Source organism: Bacillus sp. JNUCC-22, from assembly GCF_018861275.1.
GTDB lineage: Bacteria > Bacillota > Bacilli > Bacillales > Bacillaceae > Bacillus > Bacillus velezensis.
The window spans coordinates 1,186,932-1,201,101 of the sequence record NZ_CP076408.1 but is presented as its reverse complement, the minus strand read 5'-3'; the positions used below and the strand labels follow the sequence as shown (position 1 = coordinate 1,201,101).

General features: G+C 44.9%; 14 protein-coding genes and 1 pseudogene. 7 read left to right on the top strand and 8 right to left on the bottom strand.

The window, feature by feature from the left end; all coding sequences use genetic code 11:
- Positions 1-11 precede the first annotated feature (11 nt).
- From JNUCC22_RS06215 to fdhF, 4 genes are all read right to left on the bottom strand, one after another.
- Complete coding sequence (locus JNUCC22_RS06215; RefSeq protein WP_063095543.1) at positions 12-1,196, bottom strand: macrolide family glycosyltransferase; 1,185 nt, start codon at positions 1,194-1,196, stop codon at positions 12-14.
- The gene (locus JNUCC22_RS06210) at positions 1,193-2,413 is read right to left on the bottom strand and encodes a cytochrome P450 (RefSeq protein ID WP_052827305.1); all 1,221 of its coding nucleotides are present in this window, start codon (positions 2,411-2,413) and stop codon (positions 1,193-1,195) included. Before JNUCC22_RS06210 ends, JNUCC22_RS06215 begins: the two co-directional genes overlap by 4 nt.
- A gap of 207 nt (positions 2,414-2,620) precedes the next feature.
- Positions 2,621-3,163, bottom strand: coding sequence for a helical membrane plugin domain-containing protein (locus tag JNUCC22_RS06205; RefSeq protein ID WP_012117344.1), 543 nt, complete (start codon positions 3,161-3,163; stop codon positions 2,621-2,623).
- Positions 3,156-6,113, bottom strand: coding sequence for a formate dehydrogenase subunit alpha (gene fdhF, locus JNUCC22_RS06200; protein ID WP_076423932.1), 2,958 nt, complete (start codon positions 6,111-6,113; stop codon positions 3,156-3,158). The genes JNUCC22_RS06205 and fdhF overlap by 8 nt, the downstream gene beginning before the upstream one ends.
- Positions 6,114-6,237: 124 nt before the next feature.
- Here fdhF and JNUCC22_RS06195 point away from each other — a divergent pair, with 124 nt between their 5' ends.
- The 4 genes and pseudogenes from JNUCC22_RS06195 to JNUCC22_RS06180 all read left to right on the top strand — a co-directional run.
- Positions 6,238-6,807, top strand: coding sequence for a YjgB family protein (locus JNUCC22_RS06195; RefSeq protein WP_025284586.1), 570 nt, complete (start codon positions 6,238-6,240; stop codon positions 6,805-6,807).
- A gap of 97 nt (positions 6,808-6,904) precedes the next feature.
- On the top strand, positions 6,905-7,306 hold the full coding sequence (locus JNUCC22_RS06190) for a ribosomal maturation YjgA family protein (protein ID WP_029325856.1): 402 nt from the start codon (positions 6,905-6,907) through the stop codon (positions 7,304-7,306).
- Positions 7,307-7,349: 43 nt separating this feature from the next.
- On the top strand, positions 7,350-7,523 hold the full coding sequence (locus JNUCC22_RS06185) for a YjfB family protein (RefSeq protein ID WP_012117340.1): 174 nt from the start codon (positions 7,350-7,352) through the stop codon (positions 7,521-7,523).
- 115 nt (positions 7,524-7,638) lie between these two features.
- Positions 7,639-7,779, top strand: a pseudogene (locus tag JNUCC22_RS06180) (hypothetical protein); the annotation flags it as partial.
- A gap of 86 nt (positions 7,780-7,865) precedes the next feature.
- Here JNUCC22_RS06180 and JNUCC22_RS06175 read toward each other — a convergent pair.
- Positions 7,866-8,501, bottom strand: coding sequence for an MgtC/SapB family protein (locus tag JNUCC22_RS06175; RefSeq protein ID WP_007407316.1), 636 nt, complete (start codon positions 8,499-8,501; stop codon positions 7,866-7,868).
- 209 nt (positions 8,502-8,710) lie between these two features.
- Between JNUCC22_RS06175 and JNUCC22_RS06170 the strand changes: the two genes are divergently transcribed.
- The gene (locus JNUCC22_RS06170) at positions 8,711-8,935 is read left to right on the top strand and encodes a hypothetical protein (RefSeq protein ID WP_225307346.1); all 225 of its coding nucleotides are present in this window, start codon (positions 8,711-8,713) and stop codon (positions 8,933-8,935) included.
- Between the two features lie 238 nt (positions 8,936-9,173).
- On the opposite strand, the gene JNUCC22_RS06165 is transcribed toward JNUCC22_RS06170, so the two are convergent.
- The 3 genes from JNUCC22_RS06165 to JNUCC22_RS06155 form a co-directional block, all read right to left on the bottom strand.
- Positions 9,174-10,373 carry a Kelch repeat-containing protein gene (locus tag JNUCC22_RS06165; RefSeq protein WP_223198278.1) on the bottom strand — a complete coding sequence of 400 codons (1,200 nt, stop codon included), beginning with the start codon at positions 10,371-10,373 and terminating at the stop codon, positions 9,174-9,176.
- A 298-nt stretch (positions 10,374-10,671) separates the two neighbouring features.
- Positions 10,672-11,355 (bottom strand): HAD family hydrolase, encoded by a 684-nt coding sequence (locus JNUCC22_RS06160; RefSeq protein WP_108655011.1) that lies wholly within the window; start codon positions 11,353-11,355, stop codon positions 10,672-10,674.
- 16 nt (positions 11,356-11,371) lie between these two features.
- Positions 11,372-12,133 (bottom strand): DeoR/GlpR family DNA-binding transcription regulator, encoded by a 762-nt coding sequence (locus tag JNUCC22_RS06155; protein ID WP_007610724.1) that lies wholly within the window; start codon positions 12,131-12,133, stop codon positions 11,372-11,374.
- Between the two features lie 252 nt (positions 12,134-12,385).
- Here JNUCC22_RS06155 and lacG point away from each other — a divergent pair, with 252 nt between their 5' ends.
- Together lacG and JNUCC22_RS06145 are read left to right on the top strand one after the other, a co-directional pair.
- Positions 12,386-13,786 (top strand): 6-phospho-beta-galactosidase, encoded by a 1,401-nt coding sequence (lacG, locus tag JNUCC22_RS06150; protein WP_088462267.1) that lies wholly within the window; start codon positions 12,386-12,388, stop codon positions 13,784-13,786.
- A 63-nt stretch (positions 13,787-13,849) separates the two neighbouring features.
- Positions 13,850-14,164 (top strand): PTS sugar transporter subunit IIA, encoded by a 315-nt coding sequence (locus tag JNUCC22_RS06145; RefSeq protein WP_007407323.1) that lies wholly within the window; start codon positions 13,850-13,852, stop codon positions 14,162-14,164.
- The last annotated feature ends 6 nt before the right edge of the window (positions 14,165-14,170 follow it).

Below are 14,170 nucleotides of genomic sequence, written 5' to 3'. Positions count from 1 at the left end.
CTGTTTCTCAATCAATTTTCGACGGCCGCCTTTTTCAAAAATTCTTCAATGGCGCAAACAGCCTGTTTGGGGCCGCCAGTTTCTTCTATTTTCTGCTGCATGCTTTTCACGCGGCTGAGGATGTTTTTATCGCCGTATACGTTTTGAACGTCTTTTTGCAAACGGGCCACAGTGACTTCTTTCGGCGGCAGATGCACGCCAAGCCCCAATTCATCCACACGCTTTGCGGTGACCTCTTGTTCGTGCATTTGCGGAACGACAACGAGCGGGACACCCGCATTCATCGCCTCCATTGTACTGTTCATCCCGCCGTGAGATACGAACAGCTTTGCTTTCTCCAGCACATCAAGCTGAGGAACGTGCTGGCGGATGATAAAGTGATCGGGGACATCCGAAAAACTTTCCGGATCAATTGTTGTGCCGACTGACATAATAACCCGCCAGTCCGAGTCCCGAAACGCGTCAATACACATCTGGTAAAATTCAGGCCAGGCGTTAAACGCCGTTCCCAGTGAGATGAGCATAAGCGGACGGTCATCGGCTGCATCAATTTCCAGACTTCCCGTATTTGTGCGTTCTCCAAGAGACGGACCCACAAAACAGAATCGTTCATCAAAGGTTTCCTGTTTCGGCTGAAAGGCCCTTGGCATAAAGACAATATTCAGTTTTTCAGGCATAAAAAATTCTTCCATTGTCATCCGTTTCAATTGTTCATTTTCAATCTGCTCCTGGTATTCTTCTATCGCCTGTTTGGCCGCTTCCAGTGTTTCTTCGTCTCTTCCTAATTGAAAATACTCATTCATTGCATAGCTCGGGCAGAACTTTACGGCCGGGATGCCGCCATTATCCGCAAACAATTTTCCGGCAAGAGCTAAAAAATCAAACAGGACGATGTCAGGAAGGTCGTCTTTGTACAGCTCTTCCAGCTGCGGAAGCACTTCAACCGCTTCTTCCAGAAACATCACAAACGCATCATTTTTATTTACCCGTTCTTTTATCGTCTCCGGGTCCGCCTTTATGCTTGTGCGGTATAAAACGGGAATGGCGCCCGTTTTGGCAACGGAAGCTTCGAATTCCTCAGTCGTAGCGAATGTCACTTTATACCCGCGATTGACAAGTTCCTCGGCTACAGGCAGCGTGGGATTGACATGACCGTGAGCGGCCACATTAATAATGGCGATATGTGTTTTTCTCATCTTTTTTCTTCTCCCTTATTTTCGTTTATCTCCGCTTCTAAAGACTCCAGCCCGTACATGACACTGTTTCGGATCGGCTCAATCCGAACGGGCTCAAGGTGTGAAAAGGCTTTTACAATTCCTTTCAGCGCGACTTCCGCTTCAAGTCTGGCAAGCGGAGCGCCTAAGCAGAAGTGTACGCCGAATCCGAAGGAAAGGTGCGGATTCGATTGGCGATGAATATCAAATACGCCCGCCTTCTCAAATTTGTTTTCATCACGGTTGGCAGATGCAACGTAGCAGAGAACGATCTCCCCGCTTTTCAAGCGGCGTCCGCGCAGTTCAGTGTCGTGCCGGACCGTCCTTCTGACAAACGGAGCGGGAGCGCGAAAACGCAGCGTTTCTTCCACCGTTTGCGCGATGAGAGAAGGGTCCTGTCTCAGCTCTTCATAAAGGCCGGGCGTCTCTAATATGCTGTAAACCGCATTTGAAATGAGATTAGTCGTTGTTTCATTTCCCGCCACTAAAAGCAGGTTGCAAAACGGGATCAGATCTTCTGCCGTGAGCTTCTCTCCCTCTTCTTCCTCTTTTATCAAAATAGAAATAATGTCTTGGCCGGGCTGTTTTCGTTTGCTTTCTATTATTTCCGCAAAAAACGCCGCCAGCTCCGCCTCACATTGGTCACGTTCCTGCTGATTTTTCTCCGCCGCTTCAGGACTCGCATCTTTCGGCATGCTGACGAGAATGTCCGACCATTTTTTAAACTGATCCATACGTTCGGACGGAACGCCTAATAATTCTGAAATCACCATGACCGGCAAAGGGTAAGAGAGATCTTTAACGATATCAATCCGCCCTTTGTTCTTTGCCTGTTTCAGGAGATGATCGGTAATGTCTTTAATTCTCGGCTCCCATTCCTTCAAGACGCGGGGAGTGAAAGCGCGATTGACGGCGGATCTGATTTGGGTATGCTTCGGCGGGTCCATATTCAGCATGGACTTTGCAATCGAGCTTTTCACATCAGTCATGAGGCTTGAGAACGTCTCTTTATCACTGATGACTTTTTTGACATCATCGTATAAAAACACACTCCAAACCTTCGTTTCTTCATCAAAGTGTATAGGGCTTTCCCGTCTCATTTTTTCGTACCAAGGAAAAGGGTTGTATACGTCCAGGCCGTTTTTTCCTTTCATCAGGGTTCTTTGGATGGCTTGTCTCGTGCTCCTCAGCTTACTCATGTTTCATCACTCCTGATTGTTTCATATTTGAATAGTTGACGTACCTTGAATTTTATCCTAGCACATATTTTCAATTTTTTTCTATTCATAACCTTAACTATTAACATAACACAACAAAAGTCATGAATCCGGAGGTGAAATTTCTCCCAAGAAAACAGCAGAAGCGCACAAAAAACCCGAGCCTTCGGCCAGGCTCGGGAGATATGTTCACTCATTCGTCTGCGGTTTCTGGTGCTGCTTTTGGTCTTCAGGGGGCTGCGTATTTCTTTCCATATCGTCCGTATCAGCGCCCATGCCTTTCAGGAAAGAAAACAGCAGAGTGACGGCCTTGTTGATTTCCGGGTCTTTTAAAGCGCGGACGATATCAAAATACCCGGTCTTCCTGCCGCTGTCTTTTTCCTCGACGGCCTTTGTGACCCCCGCATTGATTTTAACGATAAACGGCTCAAGCTGTTTTACATCGAGCATGCCGAGAACGCCGCTTAACAACAGGAGATTTTTCAGCATATTGGCCGTTTCCGGAGTATTCGCCTTCTTCACGAGGATATCCATCACTTTGTCTCCCTGGCCGAAGAGCCCGCGCAGAAGCGCCAAAACGCCGCGCTCGTTCATGTGCTGAAGAATATGCAGAGATTCCAAAATCGCGTCTTTATTTCGTAAAAGAGCCGTCTCGATCTCTTCTAAGTCCTTTTTTCGTTTGTCTTCTTCTGTGACGGTCTGTTTTCGGATGCCGCTGATTGCTTTAGCCATTTTGCTGTTTCCCCCTTTTTACGGCGTCTCCCGGGAATACATAATCTTTACGCGCCCATTTCCGATCAACCCGGACACCGATCTGCGGCTGCGGGTTTCCGTAACGGAAATTGATTTTCGGAAGCGGATTAACGCCTTCTTTTTTCAAAATCTCCATCTTCGCTGATGTTTCTTTATAAGCCGGTGTATCGGTATCCTTATCGGCATAGCTGCTTGTCAAAAGGTTAATGGCGGCGTCTTTTGAATCGTTCATCGGAAGATAGACTTGTTTGCCTTTTACCCTGTCTGTGATGACGCATTTGACTTTCACATTTCCGTACGGTGATGTCAGACGGACAAGCGTTCCGTCTTCCAGCCCTCTTTCTTCGGCGAGTTCGGGCGAGACCTCAAGGAACACACTCGGTGTTTTTTCGGATATTCCTTTTGATCGGTAAGTCAGATTCCCTTCGTGAAAATGCTCGAGCAGCCGCCCATTATTCACATGGATATCATATTCTTCACCAAATTCTTTCGGCTCGGTCCACTGAACGGGATATAGAATCGCTTTGCCGTCTGAAAACGGGAACTTATCCGTAAATAAAAGCGGTGAATCGGTTCCGTCCGCTGCAACCGGCCATTGCAGTGAATTGTAGCCTTCGAGACGTTCGTAAGTGACGCCTGCGTAGAGCGGCGAAAGCATCGCCGCTTCTTCCATAATGTCTGCCGGATGTTCATAGTGCCAATCAGCGCCCAGACGGTTGGCGATGTCCGTAATGATCTGCCAATCAGGCTTTGAATCGCCCAGCGGTTCAAACACTTTGTAAAGGCGCTGCACCCTCCGTTCCGTATTCGTAAACGTCCCTTCTTTTTCAAGGCTCGGGCTTGCCGGAAGCACGACATCGGCGAACTCGGCCGTACGCGAAAGAAAGATATCCTGCACAACGAAGAAATCAAGCTTTTCAAATGCGGCATGAACATGGTTAATATTGGAGTCGACAAGCCCCATTTCTTCTCCTTTTAAGTACATGGACTTCAGTTTTCCTGAGTGGATGCCTTCGATCATTTCATGATTTGTCATTCCGATTTCTTTCGGCAAGTCTGTTCCCCACCCCTGCTCATACTTTTTGCGGGCTTTTTCATCCGTTACTTTTTCATAACCGGGGAAGCTGTCAGGCATACTGCCGAAATCACTGGCTCCCTGCACGTTATTATGGCCCCGAAGCGGATATGAGCCTGCGCCGGGCTTGCCGTAATTTCCGGTCACAAGAAGCATGTTGGAAATGGCCGTGCTCGTATCACTTCCTCCGATATGCTGGGTGACACCCATCGCCCACAGTGCGCACACGCTACCGGCTTCATGAATCATCCGGGCTACTTTGATTAGGGTATCCTTGTCCACACCGGTATGTTTTTCCGCATATTCCATTGTATAAGGTTCAAGGCTTTTCACGAATTCATCTAATCCGTTCACTCTCTCCTTCAGAAATGCAGTATCCGCCAAATCGTGATCAAGCAGATATTTCGATACGGCATTCAGCCAGACAATATCTGATCCGGCACGCGGCTGGAAAAACACATCGGAGCGCTCGGCCATTTCATGTTTTCGCAAGTCAGCCACGACGAGCTTCTGTCCGTGCAGTTTATGTGAACGTTTAATGCGTGTGGACAGGACGGGGTGAGACTCAGACGTATTTGAGCCGATAATCAGCACGAGCTCAGCTTTTTCTATATCTGTAATCGACCCTGAATCACCGCCGTATCCGACCGTTCTGAACAATCCGGCCGTGGCGGGAGACTGGCAGTAGCGTGAGCAGTTGTCGACATTATTTGTGCCGATGACAGCTCTTGCAAGCTTTTGCATCACGTATGATTCTTCATTCGTGCATTTGGAAGATGTGATAAAGGCAAGTGCGTCCGGGCCGAAATGTTCTTTTATATCAGTAAATTTATCAGCGATCAGCTGCAGCGCTTCATCCCATTCCGCCTCCCGAAACGAGTCTCCTTCCCGGATAAGCGGTTTGGTAAGGCGCTTTTCACTATTGACGAAATCCCAGCCGAATTTCCCTTTCACACACGTCGAAATGCCATTTGCTGGCGCCTCGGCCTGAGGTTCTACCTTTAAAATGTCTCTTCCTTTCGTCCATATATCAAAACTGCAGCCGACACCGCAGTATGTGCATACGGTTTTCGTTTTCTTGATTCTTTCATCCCGCATGGCCGATTCCATGTCCGATATGGCCAAAATCGATCCGTATCCGGTTTCGACCCCTTTTGTGATGTCAATCATCGGCCGAAGCGTCTCTTGGTTAATGCCTGTTAAATACCCCGCTTCGCCTTCCATGCCTTTTTCCATCATGGCATTGCACGGACATACCGTCGAGCAATGTCCGCAGGAAACACATGATGATTCATTGATCGGCACATCCTGATCCCAAATGACCCGCGGGCGTTTCCGCTCCCAATCAATGCTTAACGTTTCGGTTACCTGTACGTCCTGACAGGCTTCGACGCAGCGTCCGCACAAAATGCACTGGTCGGGATCATATCGGTAAAACGGATTTGATTCATCTTTAGGATACGGTTTTTGATCGAACGGAATGCTTTGATGATTGATTTTCATTTCCTTTACGGTATTATGTACTTCGCAGCTCCCATTGTTGTAATCACAGACCGTGCAGTACAATTCATGGTTGTGCAAAATGTTGTCCATGCCGATAATCTGCGCTTTTTTCACATCGGACGAAAGCGTATCGATGACATCTCCGTCCTTTATTTGCGCGGAACACGAACGCACCAGTTCCCCGTTAACATTGACGATACAGGTATCGCACGTTTCAATCGGCCCGAGACTCGGATGATAACACACGTGCGGCACGTCAATTGAACTATTGTTCAAAAGCTGCAAAACGGTTTGGCCGTCCGGCGCTTCCATTTCAACCCCATTGATTGTAACTTTCTTTGTACCAGCCATTTTCTTTTCCCCTTTCTGTACCCCTCTATACATCCTCTATGATTCCCAGCCGGCCTTTCACTAAAACATCTCGTTTATCTCAGGAAACATACGGGTATGAGCGGTAAAAAGGAGGCGTTCACATATGTTGAAGAAAAAAACACTCGCCACGGGATTATCGGCAGTGATGCTCACGGGATGCGCATTCGGCGCAGAAGCATTTTCGGTTATACAGCCCGTCCATGCCGCAGCCGCTTCAAAAACGGAAAATCAACGTGCACAAGAACTGGTGAACAGCCTTTACCAATCGGCGTTTAAAGGGGAAATGCCGCAAAATGTGAGAGGCCTGAAAATCAACCAAAGCACAAGACAGGACGTTTACGATAAAATCGGCGAGCCGGAACAAAAAGCAGACAGCCGCAATCCATTTGATTTATACAGCTGGAACATGGGAAACCCCGGTTATGGATTTTCCTATCATAAAAACGGAAAAATCTCGGAAATACGCTATTTCGGAACAGGGGTTGAGCGGCGCTTAAACCTCGGCAGCGTCACACCTGACGTCTTAAGCAAACAAATCGGCAGCGCTGACAAAATCCTGACAGTGCCAAAAACGGGCGAAACAGATTACGTCTACCATACGGGGCAGTATGAGCTCCGCTTCGTCATCGGCAGTGACCAAAAAGCAGACCACGTCAACCTAAAAGCCAGATAACGCAAAAAAAGCGGCCTCCCGGGCCGTTTTTTCATAGACAGCTTTTCCGTCGTTCCTTACAATACATGGGAGTACAAAAAAAGGGGAACAGTGTGAAGTGAATAGACATCCATTGACATACGGAATATGTACCGTTTTTATCATCGCCCTCGGTTTGCTGTCCAGAACCGCATACATCACCGCCCTATTGCCCGGCATCATAAACGCTTATTTAGGAGATGCCTTGTGGGCGGCAATGATTTTTACAGGATTCGGGCTTTTATTTCGGCACATCCGGACGGAAACAGCCGCTATCCTGAGCCTCTCGTTTTGCTGTCTGATTGAATGCAGCCAGCTGTATCACGCGCCTTGGATTGACGCAATCAGAAGCAGCACGCTCGGCGGGCTGATCCTCGGCTGGCAATTTGTCTGGAGTGACATTTTCGCCTATACCCTCGGGGTATGCGCTGCCGCATTTTTAGAATGGGCCGTAAAAAGAAACCGCCAGTCCCCTTCATAATCGGAGCATGCCGCCGATATGAAGGGATAAGGAGGTGGAAGCTATGGATATCCCTGCGTTATCAATCGCTATGCACCAAGCATCTCTGGCGCAGAATGTAAATATCGCTTTAACAAAAACGGTCATGCAGCATGCACAGGCTGCGGCGGAAGAAACAGTGAAAATGCTGCCGTCCCAGCACCCGACTGCCGGACATTCAATTGATGTGAAAGTGTAAAAAAAGATGCCGGATGATAACCGGCGTCTTTTTTTTTTGCCCGTTGTACGTACACCATACCCGGCATACAGGAATAAGGTAAACGGAACCAACATTTGAAAAGGAGGTTTTCCTCTTGTACGATCCTTTCTATCATGAATACACAGCCGAGAGCCACGAACGGGTGCCATATCATTATCCGCGGCCGCCTTATTATTTCCCAAGACCATATCCATACTATCCGCGGCCGCCTTATTATTTCCCAAGACCGTATCCATACTATCCGCGGCCGTATATCCCGTTCTATCCCTGGTATTAATGTTTGAAAAGAAATGACTGCAGACAGGAGGCTTCCCCTGTCTGCTATTCAACTTTGACCGACAGAATATACGGGAGAGCTTGAACTTTTTCCATTACCGCCGCTTTCCCGCTTTTGCTTTTCACCCTTCCCTTCACTTCAAGCACCGCCTTATTCAATTCATAGGACGTAATAAGAATTCCTTTTTCCTCAAGAGAAGTTAAAATATCATGCATGACGGCTTTCTCCTCAATCCTGAAACTGACAGACAAAGAATGCGCCGCCGGTTTAAACAGAAAATTTAACAGTTCAAGCCCGATTAACGCCAAAATCGTGCCGCTGATGCCGATGACATACATACCTGCCCCGATCGTCAGCCCGATGCCCGACGTAGCCCAAATCCCCGCGGCCGTCGTAAGCCCCCGCACGACATGCCGCTGCAAAATAATCGTGCCGGCTCCTAAAAATCCGACGCCGCTGACGACCTGCGCCGCCACCCGGCTCGGATCAAAGGACGTATGGCTGTTGGATAACAAATCAAAAAAGCCGTATTTGGAAACGATCATCATCAAGGCGCTGCCGACGGCCACTAAAAAATGCGTCCTCAAACCGGCTTCCTTCGCCCTGAATTCTCTCTCCAATCCAATAAGAGCCCCAAGCAGACCCGCAACCGCCAGACGAATCACAAAATCAAGTTCCATCCGTCTCTCTCCTTTCTTTATCTTCTTACCCGCTTTTACAACCCAATCATGCGGTGTATCTTTTTTAAAAATGCACCGACTAATTGACATAAGAAGGTTTTATGAAATATATTCTGTGTTTTTTTATATTATTGTTATTTAGCTTATTTATTTTAGGAGGATATAAAGCATCTGTTTCTCACCCGGATTTCCCGGTGCCATTATTCGCTATGCACAGCAAAACAAAGGAATATGAAAAAGGAAAATACGTTTCAAACTATACATACCGTTTCGCAAAAGAAGAAGAAGGTCCGAGCGGTTTATACCAATTGGAAATAGCCGAAAAAGGCTGGAAACTTAAAGGGCAGGAAGGACTTATAAAAACCTATGAAAAGCGAGGAGAACGTGTTTCACTTTTTTTCGGTACGGGGGAAATAAGCGTCATTGAAGAATGATCCTTCTCAAAAGACAGGCTGAAATCCCAAACGGCATATCTTTTACGACCCCTTTATCTCTGCGAATCTATAGATTCAACCAATATCTCAATTAAGGCGAACACCTTTCTGATCCAAAAAATGCCGCCTCCGATGAGAAAATTATTATAAAACAAAAACGCAACTGAAAAAGGATAAGCACCTCATAAAAAAAGCCCTCTTTCTAAAAAGAGGGCCGCAGAAGGAAACAGGTAATTATTTATTTATCTAAAGTGTATTCACTCACATTAAAAGTAAGAATGTTCCCAAAAACAATATGGTCCCTTCTATTTTGAAAAGGCCCTATATTATTATAGTGCTTCTCGATAACATATCTAGATAAGCCTATTCCAGAACTTTTTTGATCATACCATCTGATAAAATCTTTAATCTCTTCCATTGAAAGATCAAATTCTTTCTCAAGACCTGTGGTCATTGTAACAAGAAGAATTGCCCGATTACTGGCGGGCTGTTTATTTGGTGGTTCCTCAGGATTCTTCGGTTCTCCATCTTTATCCTCTTCGGTCTTTACCGGAGTAAGAGCATGCAGATATTCTAATGCATATCCAGACGGCGTTAGACCGCCAAAAAGATAAAGATTGTCTCCAACTGCGGCTATTCTGGCATCATATCTTTCAAAAGGATAGGGTTTTTCTACGCTAATTTCATCTTTAATTGGATCATATACTTTTGTTAAAGGCTCAATTACACTTGGATTTTTTCTACCGCCAATAATGTAAATCTTATTATTAAGGACAGCCGTCGAAGTATTTTGCAAAGGCCCTAAAAATTTTTTGCGATTCCATCTATCCAAACCAGGATCATATTCGTAAATATATTCGTTTAGATCGCTTCTGATATGTCCTTGAACTACTTCTTTAGTTTGCCCGCCAACTAAATAAATCTTTCCGTTAAAAACTTCAGTTTCTGTTGCATATATATTAATTGGGGGCGATTTTTTAACACTCCAAGTTTTGGATAAAGTATCAAAAGCATAATGTTGCGAATGAGCAGCATCGGTGTCGAATCCCCCAATCAAATAAATTGTATCGTTAATAACAGCGGCTGATGCATGGCAAGTCGGGGTCGGAATATCAGGTGCACTTCCCCATGTATTTGTTTTAGTATCATAGACATCTACAGAGCTGTAAACATTTGCTCCCTTATAACCGCCCAATACATAAATATAATCACCTATCACTGCTGTGCATGAACCTACCCTGGGCGTGGGTATGTCTAATCCTTGCGTCCATTTTTGACTTATGGTGTCAAAACTATAATTTTTGTTATATTTTTGATTACGTGCACCTCCTAATACATAAATGGAGTTACCCACAACTGCTGATTCAAAAGCATAATTAGGTTCAATCATATCAAGTAATCTTGTCCACTTGTCATATTTCTCTGCCAATTTATTCATTCCTCTCATCTTTGTAATAATTCTCATCTATAGATGGCGATCGTATGACAAGAGATTCATTTAACTAAGCGATCTAAAATCACTTACTTTCAATCAAAGAAATATTGAAAAAGCCTCTCGATTTAAAAGTGATTTGGTTTTCACTCCTCGGTTATTGGCCAGCAGTTTACTAAAAACTTAGTACATAAGAGTAATATAGAATAACACCTCTCGATGAATCCTTAATGAAGCTCATAATAGCTTCAATCAAAGACATTTCACATTACAATAAAGATCACACTCAATCCAACTGCATCTCTCAAACAGAATGTCCGGCAATCACCTCAAAAAACGAGGTGAAATCTGTCAGTATCCCGTCATCCGCCAGTTGTTTTTCTTCAAATAGCGCGCGGTTTTTTCCGAGCGGGTCAATGGCTATAATCTTGCCTGCACCTGCTTTTTTTGCCGCTATGAGCCCCGAAAAGGCATCTTCAATAACTAAGCAATCTTCAGGTCTGAGCCCTAACTTTTCCGATGCGATGAGAAAAATATCCGGCGCCGGTTTTCCAGGGAAGCTCCCGTCATCAAACGTGACTTTGTCAAAATCAAACCACCGATCCAACTGAAAGACGTCAAAGTAAAACTCGACATTTTCCTTTACCGTAGCCGTGGCAATAGTCATCGGCGTTTCTGATTTTTTCAAATGGTTCAATACGCCGGTCAATCCCTTCGTCAGCTTTAACTCATCTTTGTTTTCAAGGCATAATTCTCTGTAGTAGGCTTCTTTTTCAAAAGACAGCTTCTCGATTTCTTCATTTGTTAAATCGCCGGAAATAAAATACGTCAGGATTTCACTGTTTGTTCTCCCGTGAATGTTCACGAAAATGTCTTCATCAGAAATGGTTTTCGGCGCGTATTTTTTCACCATGAAAAACCATGCTTTTTCGTGCAGATGCGAATCTTGAAACATCGTGCCGTTGAAATCAAAAATAACCCCTTTCATCGAACCGCCCGCCTTTTTATTTTTTTGCGATTTTGACATCTACATATTGCTCGTAATGAATTTGAACATCTTTCATCACTTTATCATCCGTAATCAGATAGTCCATATCGTGCAAGTTATAGAACACGTAAAAATCTTCCCGGTTGAATTTTTTATTATCCGCCAGCAAAAATTTCGTCCGCGAATTATTCAGCGCGATTTGATGGGCTTCCCCTTCTTCAATGCTGTAAGAAGAAATCTCATCATTATGTATGCCGTTTGCGCTGATGAAGGCTTTCGTAAAATTGAATTTCTGCAGATTGCCGTTCACGATGGGTCCGACGAAGGCACCGGTATTTTTTCGGAAATCGCCGCCAATCAGGATGGTATCCGCAGTGTCACCATGTTTTAAAATATCAAATACGGGATAGTTGTTTGTGATAATCCTGATTCGCTTATGCAGCAAGTGTTTGGCTAAAAGTTCAATCGTCGTGCCGGGCCCTAAAAAAACGGTATCGCCGTCATTTACATAGGAAGCTGCGAGTTCCGCGATCTTCTCCTTCTCCTCCATTTGAACACCCAGTTTTTCATTATGCGATAATTCGTGATCAATGGAATAAGAAATGCTCTGTGCGCCTCCGTGAATACGTACGATTTTTCCGGCCTTATCCAGCTCGTCCAGATCTCTTCTCACTGTCATATCAGAAACATCCAGTTCATCGATAATATCACTCACCGTAATAAACCCCCGCGAGTTTACGATATCGATGATTTTTAAAAGACGCTCTTTTTTTAACATGTTCAATCATCCCCTCAACTTTACACACAATCTAACACACCGCGGCAATCCGGTCAACAAAAACAAACACTAACAAACAACATAATCAACATATAAAACAATGAAAAACTTATATAACCCCTATGAAAACAGATGTTATTTCTTTATGAAGCTATTGACAACAAAAATGTATGCGTTTACTATTAAACAAAAGATAACAATTACAAACATTAACAAACTTCAATTCACACATTGGCGAAGGAGGATTCAGTAATGCTCAAATTACCTCATGACTTTATTTTCGGCGGGGCGACTGCGGCATATCAAGCGGAAGGCGCCACAAAAGAAGGCGGCAAAGGGCCTGTGGCCTGGGATGAATTTCTTGAAAAACAGGGAAGATTCAGCCCTGATCCGGCAAGTGATTTTTACCGCCAGTTTCCGGAAGATATTAAACTATGTGAAAAATTCGGAATAAACGGCATCCGCCTTTCTATAGCCTGGACGAGAATTTTCCCTGACGGCACGGGCAAAATCAATCAGGAAGGTGTTGATTACTATCATCGTATTTTCTCAGAGTGCCATAAACGCAACGTCACCCCTTTTGTCACGCTGCATCATTTCGATACACCGAAAGGATTATTTGATCAGGGAGATTTTCTCAACCGCGCTGCAATAGAAGCGTTTGTCAGCTATGCGGAGTTTTGCTTTAAAGAATTCAGCGAAATCAGATATTGGAGCACGTTTAACGAAATTTATCCCACAGCCACCAACCAGTATTTACTCGGGGTTTTTCCGCCATCTGTTAAAAGTGATATCACAAAAGTCATTCAATGCCTCCATCACATGATGGTAGCGCATGCGATGACCGTCAATCTTTTTAAAGACGGCGGCTATCCGGGAGAAATCGGTGTCGTCCACTCATTGGAAACAAAATATCCCGCCAGTGACTCAGAAAAAGACCGCCACGCCTGTTTTCTGGATGACGCGTTATCAGTGAGATTCCTCCTCGACGCCACCTACCTTGGGTATTATTCTGAGGAAACCATGCGGGCTCTGGATGAAATCTGTGAGGCAAACGGCGCTTCATACGAGTTTTCAGACAGTGACTTTGACGTGATGAAAAAAGCGTCAACGCGCAATGATTATCTCGGCATCAATCATTATCAATGCCATTTCGTCAAAGCGTACGACGGAGAAACCGTTATTCACCATAACGGAACGGGCGATAAGGGCACTTCGGTCTATAAAGTAAAAGGAATCGGCGAAAGAATTTACAAAGAAGGCCTGAAGCGGACCGATTGGGACTGGCTCATTTATCCTGAAGGTCTGTATGACATGCTGATGCGCATCAAACGGGACTATCCGCAATATAACAAAATTTACATTACCGAAAACGGCATGGGCTATAAAGATGAGTTTGAAGACGGCATCATTATGGATAAGGCAAGAATCGACTATTTAAAAGTCTATTTAGAAGCCGTCAGTAAAGCGATTACCGACGGAGTCAATGTAAAGGGGTACTTCTTATGGTCCTTAATGGATTTATTTTCATGGACCAACGGCTACAACAAACGTTACGGTCTTTTTTACGTCGACTTTGACACCCAAAAACGATATCCGAAAGAATCGGCCTACTGGTACAAACTTGTAAGTGAAACAAAAACAATCATTTAACGATCATACATGGTGAAAAGAGTCTCTTTTCATCATGTGTGCCGTCTTTAGGAGGTTTTTTTCATGACAAAGGAAGAATTGCAGATGCTCGGTTTTGAAATCGTCGCCTATGCCGGCGACGCCAGAAGCACTTTATTGAAAGTCCTGAAAGAAGTCCGTGCCGGAAACTTCGAAAACACGGAAGCAGCATTGAAAAGCGCCGATGAAAATTTAACCCTCGCCCACAATGCGCAAACGAAAATGTTAGCTGAAGAAGCTGACGGCAAGGACATGGAATTAGGGTTTATTTTCGTTCACGGTCAGGACCACTTGATGACAACCCTTTTGCTCCGTGATCTTATTCAGGATTTTATAGAACTCTACCGAAGCCGCCGATAAGGAGTG